This window comes from Streptomyces sp. NPDC056580 (genome assembly GCF_042793175.1).
In the GTDB taxonomy this organism is placed as follows: domain Bacteria; phylum Actinomycetota; class Actinomycetes; order Streptomycetales; family Streptomycetaceae; genus Streptomyces.
The window spans coordinates 222,575-239,068 of the sequence record NZ_JBHTVE010000007.1 but is presented as its reverse complement, the minus strand read 5'-3'; the positions used below and the strand labels follow the sequence as shown (position 1 = coordinate 239,068).

Annotated in this window: 8 protein-coding genes; 4 read left to right on the top strand and 4 right to left on the bottom strand. The window is 71.9% G+C overall.

Features of this window, described 5'->3' with window-relative positions; translation table 11 throughout:
* Positions 1-76: 76 nt before the first annotated feature.
* A complete protein-coding gene (locus ACFQ9Z_RS17495; RefSeq protein WP_383017793.1) occupies positions 77-2,572 on the bottom strand; it encodes an AAA family ATPase in 2,496 nt (831 codons plus the stop codon).
* Between the two features lie 528 nt (positions 2,573-3,100).
* Here ACFQ9Z_RS17495 and sbnA point away from each other — a divergent pair.
* Positions 3,101-4,084 carry a 2,3-diaminopropionate biosynthesis protein SbnA gene (gene sbnA / locus ACFQ9Z_RS17490; protein WP_383017790.1) on the top strand — a complete coding sequence of 328 codons (984 nt, stop codon included), beginning with the start codon at positions 3,101-3,103 and terminating at the stop codon, positions 4,082-4,084.
* A gap of 47 nt (positions 4,085-4,131) precedes the next feature.
* Here the strand turns inward: sbnA and ACFQ9Z_RS17485 are convergent, their stop codons facing one another.
* The gene (locus ACFQ9Z_RS17485) at positions 4,132-6,315 is read right to left on the bottom strand and encodes an amino acid adenylation domain-containing protein (RefSeq protein WP_383017787.1); all 2,184 of its coding nucleotides are present in this window, start codon (positions 6,313-6,315) and stop codon (positions 4,132-4,134) included.
* Between the two features lie 488 nt (positions 6,316-6,803).
* On the opposite strand from ACFQ9Z_RS17485, the gene ACFQ9Z_RS17480 reads away from it, so the two are divergent.
* Both ACFQ9Z_RS17480 and ACFQ9Z_RS17475 read left to right on the top strand, forming a co-directional pair.
* Positions 6,804-10,232 (top strand): amino acid adenylation domain-containing protein, encoded by a 3,429-nt coding sequence (locus ACFQ9Z_RS17480; RefSeq protein ID WP_383017784.1) that lies wholly within the window; start codon positions 6,804-6,806, stop codon positions 10,230-10,232.
* 144 nt (positions 10,233-10,376) lie between these two features.
* Positions 10,377-13,592 (top strand): amino acid adenylation domain-containing protein, encoded by a 3,216-nt coding sequence (locus ACFQ9Z_RS17475; RefSeq protein ID WP_383017781.1) that lies wholly within the window; start codon positions 10,377-10,379, stop codon positions 13,590-13,592.
* An 83-nt stretch (positions 13,593-13,675) separates the two neighbouring features.
* Here ACFQ9Z_RS17475 and ACFQ9Z_RS17470 read toward each other — a convergent pair whose 3' ends face one another.
* Entirely contained in the window at positions 13,676-14,827 is a 1,152-nt protein-coding gene (locus ACFQ9Z_RS17470; RefSeq protein ID WP_143632809.1) for a glycine amidinotransferase, read from the bottom strand.
* A gap of 340 nt (positions 14,828-15,167) precedes the next feature.
* Between ACFQ9Z_RS17470 and ACFQ9Z_RS17465 the strand changes: the two genes are divergently transcribed.
* Positions 15,168-15,872, top strand: coding sequence for a hypothetical protein (locus tag ACFQ9Z_RS17465; protein WP_365291042.1), 705 nt, complete (start codon positions 15,168-15,170; stop codon positions 15,870-15,872).
* A gap of 60 nt (positions 15,873-15,932) precedes the next feature.
* Here ACFQ9Z_RS17465 and ACFQ9Z_RS17460 read toward each other — a convergent pair whose 3' ends face one another.
* Complete coding sequence (locus ACFQ9Z_RS17460) at positions 15,933-16,433, bottom strand: DinB family protein (RefSeq protein ID WP_143632813.1); 501 nt, start codon at positions 16,431-16,433, stop codon at positions 15,933-15,935.
* Positions 16,434-16,494: the final 61 nt, after the last annotated feature.

Below are 16,494 nucleotides of genomic sequence, written 5' to 3'. Positions count from 1 at the left end.
CGCGGTCGCGGGGCTCTCCGGTTCCCGGGGTGCGCCCGGCCACCGGAGAGCCCCGCGAGGCGAGGCGCGGGACGCCTCAGGAGAAGGCGGGACTGGGACCGTCGGCTCTCCCCACCAACGTGGCGAGCTGGGCCCGTGAGCAGAGGTCCAGCTTCTTGAAGATGCGGGCGAGGTAGGTCTCCACCGTCTTGTGGCTCAGTCCCAGGGCCCGCGCGATCTGCTGGTTCGTCCGGCCGTCGCTGACCAGCCCGGATATCTCCCGCTCCCGCTTGCTCAGCAGGTCCAGATGGGTGTTGGCCTCCGAGGAGGGCGCGGTGGCGGGCCCGGACCCCTCCGGTTCGCCCGTGCGGTCCGCACCCGTGTCCGGGATCTCGTCGGCGGTCGTGGCCCCGGGCGCCGGCACCGGGCGGTCCGGGTCCCCCGCGCCGGCTGCCGCCCGCACCGGGGCAGGCTGGGCGGGGGCCGGGCGGGCGATCTCTTCCGCCAGCCGTGTGGCGCTCGCCAACTGGACGTCGCTGCCGATCTGACGTGCCGTGGCCTGGGCGTGCTCCGCGTGCAGGGCGGCTCCGGGAAGGTCGCCCAGACGCAGCAGCACGGAACCCAGCAGGGTCGCCACCTGCGGCACGAGACACGTCTGGCCGAACCGCGAGGCGAGATGGAGCGCCCGCTCGAGGTGCTGTACCGCCCGCTCGTACTCGCCGAGCCGTTGTTCGGCGAGCCCCAGCCAGTACAGGGAGTCGAGTCGCGGGGCGAGGAGGTCGTCCGGAACATGGTCGACCAGCTCTCCCGCCTCGTTCACCCGGGCACCCGCCCGCACGGTGGCGCCGTGCCCGAGGTCCGCCAGGGCGTTCAGCGAGAGCAGCAGTGTGCGCAGCGCGGGTTCCCCGTCCACCGCGGCCACCGGTTCCGGGGCCGGCTCGTCCGGCGGGTCCGCTGTGCGGGCCGCCTCGAGCGACGTCGCGAGCAGTGCTCCGCGCAGGCGCGCCTGCGTGCTCTGCCGCGGAGCCATCGTCCGCAGCGCCTGCCGCAGCAGGTCACCGGAGTCGCCGAGCCGCCCCAGCAGCCGGAGCACGTACGCGTGTGACAGCACCGCCTCCGCGTCGCCGTCCGTTCCGGAGGCGGGCGCCCCGCGGAACAGTGCCAGGCTCTCGGTGAGTCTGCCGCACAGGGCCAGGGACGTGGCGAGCAGGAGCACGAGTTCCGTGTGCTCCGCGTCCTCGTCGTCCGGCTGGAGGTCCCGTACCGTCCGCAGCCACAGTGCCGCGGTCTCCGGCTGCTCCCACAGCACGGTCCGGGCGGCCTCCGTCAGCAGACGCATGCTGTCGGAGTCCCCGGCGGCGATGCAGCGCTGAAGGTGCCGTGCGATCAGGCGCGGGGGAGCGTTGCGGGCCCGCATGACGGTCACCGCACGCGTGTGCGCGCCCAGCCGCCAGGCGGCGCCCGCCGTCCGGTAAGCCGCCTCGCGCAGCAGCGCGTTGCGGAACATGAAGGTGCGCTCGCTGTCGTCGACACGGAGGATGTCGTGCCGTACCAGTTCGTCGACACCCGCGCGTATCCGGTCCTCGGGCATCTGCGCGACCGTTTCCAGAAGCCCGATGTCGATCGCTTCCCCCACCAGGGCCGCCGAATGGGCCGCGGCCCAGCCGAGTTCGGACAGCCCGTGGAATTCGCGGAGGACGGAGACCGGCGTCTCCGGCGCGGCGAGTGCCGCGTCGCCCCCGGGTGCCCCGGCTGCGCCCTGCCGGGTGGCGAGGGCCCGCAGCAGTCCCGGGTTACCGCCGGATTCCTCCTGCAGGGCACGGCGGCGGAACGGGCCGAGCCCGGCGGGGAGCAGTGCGGCGAGATCCTCGCCGGCCAGCGGTGACAGGTGGATACGAGTGATCTGCCCGGCCGCCGCGCCCTCCTCCAGAAGCGTCCGCAGTTCGCCGTCGATCTGGCGCGGCCGGTGCGCGACGGCGAGGAGCACCGGAGAACCGGTGGAGTGGCGCAGGAGATGCGTGAACAGTCGGACGGACGCCTCGTCGGCCCAGTGCATGTCGTCGATGACCAGCAGCAGTCGGCCGGCCGCGCCGAGGTTGTCCAGGAGCGCGCGGACCGCGTGGAACGCGTGGTTCATCTCCATGGGGTTCCTGGGCATGAGCGCTTCCCGGGCGTACGGCGCCAGAGCCGGGCAGATACCCGCCAGCCAGGAGGCGTGCTGCTCGGGCAGCCCGTCCACCGGGTTCGCCCGATGCTGTGCGAGGACGTCGTAGAGAGCGTCGGAGAACACTCCGAAGGGCAGGACCTCGGAGGGGGAGCGGGCGGTCCCCGAGGCCACCGTCCAGCCCTGGGCCCGGGCGAGGTCGCCGAGCACGGACAGCAGGCGCGTCTTCCCGATCCATGGATCGCCGCTGATGTCTATGGCGCGGGGACGGGACTCGGTCTCGTCCAGAATTCGCTCCAGCAGGAGCACCTCTTGTTCCCTGCCGTGCAGCGCGGACGGCCGGCGGGCCTTGGTCCGAGGGGAAACGGACTGACCGGAAAGGAAATCCTTCGTGGGGATGCGTCCTCTTAAATTCTCGAGTAGCTGCAAGGCAGGTAACCTCTCCTACTCTCAATTTCTTGAGACTGGAATCTCGCTTGCTCTGACATTGCCGGTGGGCGTCGACGAGGAAGGAGGTGACGGCACGGGGTAAGGCCGGGTTCGGCCGCTTGTGTGTCGGGCTACTCGATGGAGATCGTAAGCGGCTGTACTTCGTTCCGCAAGGTTCGGTATTTTGTTTTCGGCGCGCCGCACGCAGGCGATCGGATGGTGCGGCCGTCTTGGGGAGCAGCGAACTTTCGGTGCGGTCGCGGCCGGCCGGACGAGATCGAAGAACTCTCGCGTACCGCTCGAATCAAGCCAAAATGGTCGACGGTTCAGTTATTGCGCATACAGGTCATTCCGGGCGTGTGTGGCCTCCTGTCGCACCTCGAGCACCCCAGATCGAGCAGGGTGGCGAAAGGCGGTCAGGAGGAGTCCCGACATTGGAGTGCGACGACGACGTACCAGACTGAATGGGCCACCGGGCCCCGAAAGCGCTGGGGCGGTCGACTCACGGCTCTCGATGGAAGGCGAAATATGCAGGAGCACCACATGGGCGGAATATTCTCCCTGATCGGCGATACGCCGCTTGTCGAGCTTCGGAGAATCCTTCCGGGATTCCGGGGCACGGTGTACGCCAAGCTGGAGAAATTCAATCCAGGTGGCAGTATCAAGGACCGGACGGCGTTGAGCATGCTGACCGAAAAGATCAACAGCGGTGAGCTCCGGCCGAAGAAGTCCGTCGTGGTCGAGTCCAGCTCCGGAAATCTGGCGATCGGCATCGCGCAGATCTGCCGTTATTACGGCATCGAATTCATCTGCGTCGTGGATGCCAAGACGACCGCGCAGAACATCGCCATCCTGCGTGCCTTCGGCGCGACGATCGAGCGCGTCACCGAGCCCGATCCCGAGACCGGGGAGTATCTGGTCGCCCGGCTCGGCCGTGTCCGTGAGATCGTCGAGGCGACTCCACACGCCTACTGGCCGAATCAGTACTCGAACCCGTTGAACCCGTTGGCCCTGGAATCCATGTGGGACGAGATAGCCGACGCCCTGGACGGGAAGGTCGACTACCTCTTCTGCGCCGTCAGTTCCTGCGGGACGCTGCGGGGCTGCGTCGACCGTATCCGGCAGCGGGGGATGTCCACCGAGGTCGTCGCCGTGGACGCGGTCGGGAGCGTGATCTTCGGGAACCACAGGGCGGCCACTCGCCTCATTCCCGGACACGGTTCGTCGGTGCGGTCGCCGCTGCTCGACGAGAACCAGGTCGACACGGTGGTTCATGTCTCGGATCTCGAGTGCACCGTGGCATGCCGGCAGCTCGCGGCCCGCGAGTCGGTACTGGTGGGCGGGTCGTCCGGAGCGACGATCGCCGCGCTCAAAAGGCTGGCCGGCGAAATCCGGCCAGAGGCGAAGTGCGTCGTCGTTTTCCCCGACGGCGGGGAGCGCTACCTCGACACCATCTACTCGGACGAATGGGTGGTCAAGAACTTCGGCGAGGTGACCCACCTCTGGAAGTGACGGGCGCCCGACGGCGAGTTCAGGTCACGGGCGGGCGCCCGTCCCGCTCACCCGAGACGGGCCCGCAGCGGCGCCAGTTCCTCCAGTTCGGCCAACTCGCCGACCGTGGGGCTCAGATAGAGCATCCGGGCGGGTATCTCGATGCCGTACTCGTTCTGCAGCCGGGCCAGCAGATCGGCGGCGATCAGCGAATGGCCCCCGAGTTCGAAGAAATCGTCGTCGATGCCGATCTTCTCGATGTTCAGGGTTTCCGACCACAACCGGCACAGGAGCCGTTCCACGGGCAGGCGGGGCGCCACATAGTCGTTGGGGACGCTGCGCGCGGCCGTCCGGGCCTGGGGCAGGGCGTCCCTGGCCACCTTGCCGTTGAGGGTCAAGGGCAGCTCGGCGAGCGTCACGATCCTCGCGGGCACGAGGTATTCGGGCAGCCGGTCCCGCAGCCACCCTCGCAGATCTCCCGGCGGCGGCGCGTCGGACGAGGAACGCACCGGCACCACATAGCCCACCAGTTGCTTGCCGGAGCCGCTGCCCGGCTCGTCGACCACCGCGGCGCTCCGGATCTCGGGATGCGCGGCGAGCACCGTCGCGATCTCGTCCGGTTCGACGCGGTAGCCGTTGATCTTCACCTGGCTGTCGGCCCGTCCGCAGAAGTCCAGCATTCCGTCGGACCGCCAGCGCACCAGGTCCCCAGTGCGGTAGAGGCGGGCCCCTGGTGACGCTCCGTCAGGATCCGGCACGAACCGGTCGGCGGTGGCCGCCGGCCGGCCCAGGTAGCCAAGGGCCAGACCGGCGCCGGCCGCGTGCAGTTCGCCCACCACTCCGGGCGGCACCGTCTTGCCCTCGGCGTCGAGCACCTTCACCCGCGTACCGCTGATGGGCCGGCCGATGGGCACCGGGCCCGGGGGCGGCGGTTCGCGGAAGGTCGCACAGGCCGTGAAGGTCGTGTTCTCGGTCGGGCCGTAGCCGTTGGTGAACGACATCCCGGGATGAGCGGCCAGCAGTCGGGCCACCGCCTGGGGACTGACCACGTCACCACCGGCGAACAGGTGGCGCACGCCGCCCAGCCGGCCGAGCTGGTGGTCCACCATCTGGTGGAAGAGGCCGGCGGTCAGCCACAGGTGCGTGACCCCCGCCGTCCGGATGACCTCGCCCATCCGGTCCACGTCCACACGGCCCGGAGGCAGCAGCACGACGCGGCCCCCGTTGCACAGCGGCGCCCAGATCTCCAGGACGGAGGCGTCGAAGGAGACCGGCGAGACCTGGAGGAACACGTCCGTGGGACCGAACACCGTCCAGTCGGGGGAGCTGACCAGCCGTGACACGGCGGCGTGCGGGACGCAGACGCCCTTCGGCTCGCCCGTGGAACCGCTCGTGTAACTCACGTACGCGAGATGGCCCGGCGTCAGCCCGGCCGGCAGCGGGCCGGGACCGGCGCCCCGCACCTCCGCCGACGTGTCGACAGGCACGACGGTGAGGCCGCCCGGTATCCGGCCGGCGAATTCCCCGGGCGCCAGCACCACCTCGACCGAGGCGTCGCCCAGCAGCGCCGTCAAGCGGGCGTCCGGCCATTCGGGGGCCAGCGCGAGATAGGCCGCACCGGCCTTGAGCACGGCGAGGAGCGAGATGATCGTCTCCGGGGAGCGTTCTCCCAGCACACCGACGACGTGACCGGGACCGGCGCCCGCGTGGGCGAGCCGCGCGGCGAGCTGATCGGCCCGGTCCACGAGTTGCCCGTAGGTGATCTCCTCCGCCCCGGTGCCGACCGCAGGGGCGTCGGGCGTCCGGCGGGCCCGCTCGTCCACCAGATCATGGACGCAGCGAGCCGGAGCCGGCGCCGTGCCGCTGCCCTCGAAGGCCGCCACGAGCGCCCGGTCGGTGTCCGAGGCCAGCTCCAGCACCGAGATCCGGCGGGACGGCTCGTGCAGGCCGTCCGCCAACGCCCGGCGGACCTGGCCGGCGATGCGCCCGAGGTCGTCGCCGGCCTCGCTGCCGAGCGCCGTGCCGCTGTCCGTGGCCGTCAGCTCCATGCCGTCCACCCGCACCGTGAAACGCTCGCCCACCAGGGCGTGGACGCGGGCCGACAGCTCGGCGAATGTGGGGTCCGCGGTCAGGTCCAGCTCCATCGCGACCTGACCGGAGACCTGGATCTTCTCCTGGAGGCTGCGCCGGCCGGCGACAGCAACCAGTGCGGCAAGTACGTTCCGGGGGTCCAGTTCGGCGCCCAGCTCCATGCGCGTTCGCCCGTCGATGGCGTTGTCACCTTCCTGCGTGAGGGGATTCCCTGCGGCGGACGACGCCCGCGGCCGGTCACCTCGGAGGGGTCCCAGGCCGACTGGTGCGGGCGCGCTTTCGCAGGACCGGCAGGGCGGCACCCGCGAGGCGTGCTCGTGCCCCGGCGTGTCTGCCGCCGATCCGCAGAAGGATGCCGGGGCCGCTGCCCCGGGACCAGTCGGGGAATTCCCTGAACGCACCCCGTCACGCACGCGGGCCGGGGCTCTCGGCTCCCCGGTTCCGGACGACAGGCACGCGCGGCACCGGGGCCGACGTCGAAGGTTCCCCGACTTTCCCCGACGCGCGCGTACCAGCACCCTGATGTGCAGACAGCCGGTGCCGGCACCGCGTAGGGGGAGCCCGGACTCGTCGTGCCCACGGTGTGCCGCGGTCGCCGGATCACGTGGCGCCGGCCCGGCCGGCCGCTTCCTACCACGAGGGATACGGGATGACCGACGAGCCGCTGTCCGAAGCCGAGCGGCTGCGACGTGGCCTGCGTGGCCTGTCGCCGGAGCGCCGGGCGCTGCTGAGCCGCAGCCTGAGCCGCCGGCACACCGAGCGGGAGCAGGCGTCGCGCATCCCGGTGCGCGCCCCGGGCACCGATCGGTTCGTCTGTTCGCCCGGCCAGGAGCGCCTGCATTTCCAGCACCAGCTGGATCCGGCCGCCGTCACCTACCTGATGCCCGTCGTGCTGCGGCTCCAGGGAGACGTGAGCCCCGAGGCGCTGCGCTCCGCCCTGGCCGCCATGGTGGACCGCCACGAAACGCTGCGCACCGGGTACGAGCTGGACGCCGACCACCGGCCGGCCCAGGTGGTCAGGCCCGCCGGTGAACTCACCGTGGAACTCGCTGTCGGCGACGCCGGCGCCGAGGAGGCGGCCGAGCGCGCACGGCGACTGGCCTCGCTGCCCTTCGACCTCGCCGCCCCGCCGCTGCTGCGCGCGGGGCTCTGGCACATCCGCGGCACCGACGAGTGGACCTTCGCGTTCTGCGTGCACCACATCGCGGTCGACGGCTGGTCGCTCGGCGTGCTCGTCGACGAACTCGCCGAGCTGTACGGGGCCGCCGTCGCGGGAGAACCGGCACGGCTGCCCGAACTCGACGTGCAGTACGCCGACTTCGCAGTCTGGCAGCGGAACATGCTGGACGGCGGGACAGCCGCGGCACAACTGGACCACTGGCAGCGTGTACTGACCGGCGCTCCGCCGCTTGAGCTGGCCGGCGACCGGCCGCGGCCGAGCCGTCCCACCTTCGAGGGCGCCTCGCTCCCGCTGGAGATCGGCCCCGAGCTGACCAGCGCGCTCAGCCGGGTCGCCCAGGAGGAGAACGCCACCCCGTTCATGGTGTTGCTCGCCGCCTTCACCGTCGTGCTGCACCAGTGGTCCGGACAGTCCGACCTGGTCGTGGGCACGCCTGTCGCCGGCCGACCCCGCCCCGAACTGGAGCGCCTGGTGGGCCTCTTCGTCAACACGCTGGCGTTGCGGATCGACCTGGCCGGCGCGGCCTCCTTCCGGGACCTCGTCGGCAGGGTACGCGCGGTGTGCCTGGACGCCTACGGACATCAGGACGTGCCGTTCGAGCGCGTCGTCCAGCGGATCGGTGTCGGACGGCAGCACGGCCGCCCCGACCTGCCACGGGTGCTGCTCTCACTGCGCAACGTCCCGCTGGGCGCCCCGCACCTGCCCGGGCTCAAGGTGTCCATGACGGAACTGCCCCGGTCCGGGACCGACCTGGACATCAGTGTCGAGCTCGCCCCGGACGCGTCCGGCGGCCTGTCGGGCTGGCTGGTCTACTCCACCGACCTGTTCGAGCGCGGGACCGCCCAGCGGATGGCCGAGAGCCTGACGACCGTCCTCGCCGCGGGGACGGACGACGCCGACCTGCCGGTGCGCGCGCTGCCGACGCTGCCGCCGGCCGAACGCGACCGCCTGGTGAACGAGATCAGCGGCGCACGCACCGGCCCGGTCCCGGCCCGGCCGCTCGCCGCCTGCTTCGAGCGGCAGGCGGCGAGGTCCCCCGAGGCGGTGGCGGTGGTGGCCGACGGCCTGCCGGCGGCCGGCCAGGTGAGCTACCGGGAACTCGACGAACGCGCGAACCGGCTCGCCCACTGGCTGATCCGGTCAGGTGTGCGCACCGAGGACCTCGTCGGCGTCCACCTGCACAGGAGCGTGGACCTGGTGGTGGCGATGCTCGCGGTGTTCAAGGCGGGAGCCGTCTATCTGCCGCTGGACCCGGACCACCCGGCGGGGCGCCTGGAGCAGGTGGTGCGGGACGCGGCCCCCCGCATCGTCCTGACCTCCACCGGACTGGCCGGCTCCGGCACGGCGGCCGGCGGATCCGCGACGGCCGGTGGATCCGCGACGGTCGTGGCCCTGGACGCCGGTACGGTCCCGTGGGACGGCCTTCCGTCGAGCCGGCCCGACTTCGAGCTGTTTCCGGACAACGCCGCGTGCCTGCTGTACACCTCCGGGTCCACGGGCAGGCCCAAGGGCGTGCTGCTCACCCACCACGGCCTGGCCAACCGGATGCGCTGGATGTGCGACTCGTTCGCCTTCGGCCCGCAGGACGTGGTGCTGCACAAGACGCCCATCAGCTCGGACCCCTCGCTGTGGGAGATGCTCGTACCGCTCTTCACCGGCGGCCGGCTGGTCCTGGCCCGGCCCGGCCGGCACCTCGATCCCCGCCACGTGGTCGAGACGCTGCGCAGACACCGGGTCACGGCCTGCGACTTCGTCCCCTCGATGCTGCGTTCCGTGCTTGACGAACCGGGGTTCGCCGAGTCCGCCGGAGACCTGCGGGCCATGGTGTGCGGGGGCGAGGAACTTCCCCCCGCCCTCGCCGAGCGGCTCCTGAGCCTGGCACCGCAGGTGTCTCTCTACAACCTGTACGGCCCGACCGAGGGCTCCTGCGACGCCTCCGTGCACCAGGTGACCCTTCCGGTGCCGGCGTCCGTGCCGATCGGCCGGCCCCCCGCCGGGGTGGAACTCCACGTACTCGACGCCGACGGACGGCCGCAGCCGGTCGGTGTCCCCGGGGAACTGTTCATCGGGGGCGTGCAGGCGGCCCGCGGCTACCTGGGCAGGCCGGGGCAGACGGCCGCCGTGTTCGTACCGCACGCCTTCCGGCCGGGACAGCGCCTCTACCGCACCGGTGACCGGGTGCGGTGGCGCGACGACGGCACCCTGGAGTTCCTGGGCCGACTGGACCAGCAGCTCAAGATCCACGGTTACCGGGTGGAGCCCGGCGAGGTCGAGGCCCTGCTGCGTTCGCACCCCGGCGTCGAGGAAGCCGTCGTCCGCGCCTGGCCGCGGACCGGCGGCGAACACCACCTGGCCGGCTATCTGACGGTGCCCGACGGGACGCCGGCGCCGGACCGTGACACCCTGCGCCGCTACCTGGCCCGGGCACTGGCGACGCCGATGATCCCGGCGTCCTACGTCGTCCTCGACGAGTTCCCCCGGCTGACCAACGGCAAGATCGACCGCAACGCGCTGCCCGAACCCGACTGGGGCGGGCCCGCGTCCGGCGCGGAACGCGTGGAGCCCACCGGTGCCCTGCAGCGGGTGCTCGCCCGGATCTGGGGAGGAGTCCTCGGCCGCGAGGACATCGGTGCCGAGGACGACTTCTTCGAGCTGGGCGGGCATTCGCTGCTCGCCACCCAGGTCGTGTCCCAGACGCGTGAGCTGTTCCGGATGGATCTCCCCCTCCACTTCTTCGTGGACACCCCCACCGTGGCCGCCTTCGCCGACGCGGTGAGGGAACGCGGGACCGCCGAGGGCGTCGACGTCGACCGGATCGCCCAACTGGTGCTCCGCGTACAGGAGATGTCGGCCGACCAGGTCGGGTCGCAGTTGCGGTCCCCGGGAGACGGCTCCTGATGTCTCCCGCCGGTACGGCGGGACCGGCCCGGCCACCCGCGGGGCCCGTCGTACCCGGCGTCCCCCCGTGGTCACCGCCAACCCGCCCGGACCGCCACCGACCCAGCGCAGCCGCCGCGACGGCGCCCGTACGAGAGGTGCTCCATGAACGCAACGACCGCCTACTGGCGCGAGGTCCTGCTCGGTGGCGGGGCCGTCACCCTTCCGCGCTGGTCGCGGCAGCCGGCGGGCACCGGCGAGCACGAGTTCACGGTGCCCGTGGACCTGTCCGAGGCGATGCTGCGGCTCGCCGGGACGCTGGACGCCGACGTCGGCACGGTACTGCTGGCCGCGCACGCCAAGGCCGTCGGCGCGCTCACCGGTGAGCACGAGATCCGGGTGGGCTTCGCGGACCGCGAGGGCGCGACACCCCTGCCCTGCCTGGTGGACCTACGGCACACGACCTGGCGGCAGCTCGTCGCTCACGTGGGCGCGCTCACGGCCGTGATGCCCCGGCACACCGATCTGCCCGCCGAACTCGCCGGTGACGCGCCACCGTTCGAGACGGCGGTCGGGACGGGCGAGCCGACCGCCGCGTGGCCGGACCACCCGGGCCTGCCGCTGCGGATCGGGCTGGCCCGGCGCGCTGGGCGGACGTGCCTCGTGCTGCGGTGCCGGCAAGAAGTGATCGACGCGGACTACGCGGCCAGGATCGCCGGTTACCACCTCACCGCGCTGCGGCTGCTGACGGCCGACCCGGACGCCGCGCACACCCTGCGGCCGCTGCTCGGCGAGGAGGAACTGCGCTTCCAGCTCGACGAGCTCAGCGGGCCCGACCGGGAGCTGCCCGACCGCAGGGTGCACGAGTTGATCGCGGAGGTGGCCCGGTCCCGGCCCGACGCGGTGGCCGCGGTGTGCGGCACGGAGCGGCTGACCTACCAGGAGCTGGACGACCGTGCCAACCAGGCCGCACACGCGCTGCTGGCCGCCGGTCTCCAGCCGGAGGACGTCGTCGCCGTCGTCACGGAACGGAACCTGGGCTGGCTGATCGCCCTGCTGGCCATTCTGAAGGCCGGCGGCTGCTACCTGCCCGTCGAGCCGCAGTTTCCCGCCGAGCGGGTCACCGGCATGCTGCGCAGGGCGGGATGCGGGGTCGCTCTCGTGGACCCGGCGGGCCGCGGGGTCGCGGAGGAGGTGGCGAAGTCGCTGCCGGGTCTCCGGGTGAGATCCGTGGCACAGCTGCTGCGCGAAGGGCACCCGTCCTCGGATCCCGGCGTTCCCGTACCGGCCGGCCGGCTCGCCTACATCTACTTCACCTCCGGCTCGACGGGCGAGCCCAAGGGGGTGATGTGCGAACAGGCGGGCATGCTCAACCACATGCTCGCGAAGGTCGACGACCTGGGCGTGCGGTGCGGCACGGTCGTCGCCCAGACCGCACCGCAGTGCTTCGACATCTCCCTGTGGCAGGTGGCCGCGCCGCTGCTGGCCGGCGGCACGGTGGTGATCGTCCCGCAGCCGGTGCTGCTGGACGTCGAGGAGTTCGTGGCGGAACTGGACCACCGGCGGATCGAGGTGATCCAGCTGGTCCCCTCCTACCTGGACGTCCTCCTCACGGAACTGGCCCGGCACCCGAGGGAACTGCCCGCGCTGCGCTGCGTGTCGGCGACCGGTGAGCCCCTGAAGGCCGCCCTGGTGCGCCGCTGGTTCGAGCGTTTCCCGGACGTGCCGCTGGTCAACGCCTACGGGCTGACCGAGACCTGTGACGACACCAATCACGAGGTGATGGACCGGGCACCGGACGGGGCACGCGTGTCGCTGGGCCGGCCGGTGCCCGGCGCCAGGGTGTACGTGGTGGACCGTGACCTGATGCCGGTGCCGCTCGGCGCTCCGGGCGAGATCGTCTTCTCCGGCGTCTGCATCAGCCGCGGCTACGTCAACGACCCGGTGCGTACCTGCACCGCGTTCCCGCCCAGTCCGCATCACCGGGGACAGCGCCTCTACCGCTCGGGCGACTTCGGCAGATGGGCGCCGGACGGCAGGCTGGAGTTCTCCGGCCGCAAGGACGCGCAGGTCAAGATCCGCGGCTTCCGGATCGAGACGGAGGAGATCGAGGACCGGCTGCTGCGCGTCCCCGAGGTGCGCGAGGCGGCCGTCATCGCCACGGGCGCGGGGGAGCGCGAACAGCGCCTCGCGGCGTTCCACTCGAGCCCGCCGGCGCTGCCGGTCGCCGCACTGGCGGACGCGCTGTCCCGGCACCTTCCCGAATACATGGTCCCGGCGGACTGGTACTGGCTCGACACCCTGCCGCTGACCGGCAACGGCAAGGTGGACCGCAAGGAGCTGGCGCGGATCGCCGACGGGCTGCACCGGACGTCGATCGCCGGCGACGAGCCCAGGACGCAGGCGGAGCGGCGACTGGCCGCGGTCTGGGCCGACGTGCTGGGTGTCCCGCCGGCGCAGGTCGGCCGTACCCAAGACTTCTTCGGCTCCGGGGGCTCCTCGCTGTCGGCTCTTCGGATGGTGATCGCGCTGGACAGGTCGATCACCCTGGGGGACGTCACCCGCCGGCCCGTACTGGCGGACCTGGCACGGATCCTCGACGGACAGCAGAGCCGGGCCGGCGGACGCCTGCACCGCCTGACGCCGCCCGGCGGGCCGGAGCGCGGGGTGCTCGTGTGCTTCCCGCACGCGGGCGGCAACGCGATGAACTACGTACCGCTGGCCAAGGAGCTGGCCGGCTCCGGGTGGGCGGTGCACGGCGTCGAACCGCCCGGCCACGGCCTGGCCGACGGCCCGCACGCCGAGCCACTGGTGGAGGTGGCGGAGCTGGCCGAGCAGGTGGCGGCCGAGGTGGCCGCGATGGCACCCGGCAGGGTGCTGCTGTGGGGGCACTCCGCCGGCACGGCCTGCGCCCTGGAGACCGCCCGGTTGCTGCGCCGGCAAGGCCACGAGGTGGAGCGGGTCTTCCTGGGCGCCCAGCTGCCCGGCGAGACCGCCGACCGGCTGGCGGAGATCGCCGGGATCGGTCAGGTGGGGGACACGGAGATCATCGCCCGGCTCGCGCTGGAGAGCGGTGCACACGAGCTGGCCGACGCGGCCCTGGGGTACGCCGGACCGCTCGCGGCGTCCTACCGGCACGACACGGCCGCGGCATGCCGGTACTTCGTGGCGGCGCGCCAGGACGGGCGACCCGCGATCGACGTGCCCGTCACGGTCGTGCTGGCCGACGACGACGAGGGCCTCGACGGCGACCCGAAGGAGTGGACGCGGTTCGCCGCGGACGTCTCGGTGCGCACACTGGAGCACGGCGGCCACTACTTCCTCGCGACCCGGCCCGCCGAGGTGGCCCGGATCATCGTGACCGCCGCCGACCCGACCTGAGGGAGCGCCGACAACGCCGGTGCCCGCCGGCGCGAAGGGGTTCAACCCTTCGCGCCGGCGGGCACCGGCGGTTCGGCCGAGGTTCAGGTGAGCGGGGTGTAGTCCAGGTTGGGGAAGTAGTCCTCGCGGGTGCCCTCCCGGCGGACGTCCCAGGTGGCGCAGTGCAGGGAGCCGCCGAACTCGTAGACGTTGCGGAACGGTACCGGGAAGACCTCGAACCCGAGCTTGCTCAGCAGTTCCTGGAGCGCCTTCTCGCTCTCCTCACAGACGATCTTGGTGGGGGAGAGGCTGAGGACGTTGATCGACACCCACTTCGTCGACTGGCAGTAGGTGGGCATCTCGTCGTTCGTCAGACTCGGCTGCGGCGCCTCGACGAACTCCCAGTCGTTCGCGAGGAACATCTTCTCCTCGCCGTCACGGATGGGACGGTCGGGGTTGGTCAGGATCAGGCCGGGGCGCAGCGGGATGAACGTGGCGTCGATGTGCGAGGGGAAGAAGTCCAGCGGGAAGTGCACCGGATGGACCCGGAATCCCTGCGGTTCGAGGTGCCTGGTGATCCACTTGATGCCGGCCCGGTTGGTGGTCATGGACTCCTGCACGAGGACGTCCCGGCCGAGCCGGCACATGTCCGCGGCGTCGAAGACCACCTCGTCCTGGGTGACGCAGAACTCGAAGTTGTGCATCTCCCGGTGGCGCTTCTCCAGCGGCCAGTCCCAGAACTCCTCACGGTACATGGAGTCCGCCATGGTGGGCTTCGGCGCCACCGACCAGCTCATGCGGGGATCGGCGGCCAGGTAACCGTAGACGAGTTCGCGGTAGGCCTGGTACTCGAAGTAGCGCGACCGGCGGGACATGGTGGCTTCGAGGATCTCGTTGCCCAGCGTGATCATCACGTCCCGCGGGCACACGGCGCAGTACTGGTTCTCGACCTCGAACGTCGGGGTCTTCAGCGGTGCGGAGAAGTCCAGTGGCTCGGGGCGTCGCACGGTGATGTTCTGGGACTCGAGGAGGGCCACCAGGCCGGCCAGTTCCTCGTTCGCCTTGTCGATGGTCGCCTGCGGCTTGGGCCCGGTGGGGAAGGGCCGCCGTTCGGCCGAGGGGGGCAGACCACGCTCCTGAGGCTTGTGTCCGGGTTCCGTCGGCTCGAAGCAGGCGTTGTCGGCGCTGCCCACAACGACTTCCTGCAGCGGGTCCCACTCGTTCCAGGAATTGACGATCTTGGCGTCGGAGTGCACTCGTCGGCCGCCTCTCTTCTGCGACCGCCCTGCGACAGGCGGGGATGGCTGGGTGCTTCGGCCTCTGTCCGGGATCTCCCGTCGCGGGTCCGACGGGACCGGTCTCCTGCGGACCCGGTGGCTGTGACGGGGCTCCATCGGGTGGGTCCTCATTCGATCGCCACGGACGGGGCCGCTCCAGTCCGGAGAAGTCCGGACGGTGGCCGGCGCCGCCGCGTTGGACGATGTGTCCGGGGGATGTCGGACCGCCGCCGCCCGGTTCGCGGCCGGCCCGCATCACCACTCGACGCAGGGCCCCGACCCAGCGAGAGGCCCTGCGCCCGACCCACGAGGGGTGATCGTGCCAGAGATCCGACAGCTCACCGTCGACGGCCGGTTCAACGGGCCGGACGGCAGCGCCAACGGCGGCTACGTGTGCGGCTCCTTCGCCCGGCTGTGCCCGGCGCCGGTCGCGGTGACCCTGCACGCGCCGCCCCGTCTGGACCGTCCCCTGCGGGCCGAGGTGGGCGGCCGCAGAGCGCATCTGTGGGACGGCGACCAGCTGATCGCGACCGCCGCGCCCACGGAGCACCGGGTGGGCCATGTCGACCCGGTGTCGTGGGAGGAAGCGGTCCGGGCATCCGGACGGTACCGGGGGCAGGTCAACCACCCGTATCCGCGCTGTTTCGCCTGTGGACCGGACCGGGAACCGGGTGACGGGCTGCTGCTGGCCCCGGGCCCGGTGCCGGGCCGGGCGGCCACGGTCGCCTGCCCGTGGGTTCCGGACGAGGCGGCGGGGACCGGCGAGGACGGCCGGGTGGCCGCGGAGTTCGTCTGGAGCGTCCTCGACTGCCCGTCCGGGTGGACCGCGGACCTGGTCGCCGCGCCGAGGGTGCTGGGCTGGATGCGCGCCGAACTGGAGACCTCGCCGGCCCCCGGAGACCGGTGTGTCGTGGTGGGCCGCCTCGACACCGGCGACGATCACGGCTTCGCCAGCACGTCGGTGCTGTACGACAGCCGGGGCACCGCGCTCGCCCGCGCCACCACGCGGTGGTACGCCCCGTAGGGGGCGCCGCGGCCGTCCCCGCACGGCGCCGCGGCCGCCTGCGGGTACGGCGCCGGGCGATCAGTCCCGCGGGTGGTCGCCGGTTCGGCCGTCCAGGAGTTCGCGCACGATGTCCATGTGCCCGACGTGGCGGGCGGTTTCCTCGATCATGTGAATGAGCGTCCAGCGCAGCGTCACGGACTCGCCGTGCCAGGCGGTGCCCACCGCGTCCACGTCCAGCTCGTCGATCACCTTGTCGGACGCGGCACGGGCCCGGCCGTAGAACGCCACGATGTCGGCCGTCGTCTCCGAGGGCGTGGGGCGCAGATCGGCTTCCGGGTCGTCGTCGTCGAACGGCAGCGGTTCCGTCTCACGGCCGAACGTCTCGCAGAACCAGCCGTACTCGGTGGCGGCCAGGTGCTTCACTAGCCCCAGCAGCGAGGTCCCGGACGGCGTCATCGGCCGTCTCACCTGGTCCTCGTCGAGGCCCTGGAGTTTCCAGAGCACCACATCGCGGTGCCGGTCGAGGCTGATGCGCAGACTGTCCTTCTCGCCACCTGTGGCAGGCACACGCTGGGTCATGCGCGCACAGTAACAGCACGGTCGGCGGCCGCACCGTCGGTCCGGGACCCGGCACACCGAA

Bases quoted from the DNA above. Each gene is read 5' to 3' on its own strand.
- ACFQ9Z_RS17460 (WP_143632813.1), bottom strand. From the start codon at position 16,433: ATGACCCAGCGTGTGCCTGCCACAGGTGGCGAGAAGGACAGTCTGCGC.
- ACFQ9Z_RS17485 (WP_383017787.1), bottom strand. From the start codon at position 6,315: ATGGAGCTGGGCGCCGAACTGGACCCCCGGAACGTACTTGCCGCACTG.
- ACFQ9Z_RS17480 (WP_383017784.1), top strand. From the start codon at position 6,804: ATGACCGACGAGCCGCTGTCCGAAGCCGAGCGGCTGCGACGTGGCCTG.
- ACFQ9Z_RS17475 (WP_383017781.1), top strand. From the start codon at position 10,377: ATGAACGCAACGACCGCCTACTGGCGCGAGGTCCTGCTCGGTGGCGGG.
- sbnA (WP_383017790.1), top strand. From the start codon at position 3,101: ATGCAGGAGCACCACATGGGCGGAATATTCTCCCTGATCGGCGATACG.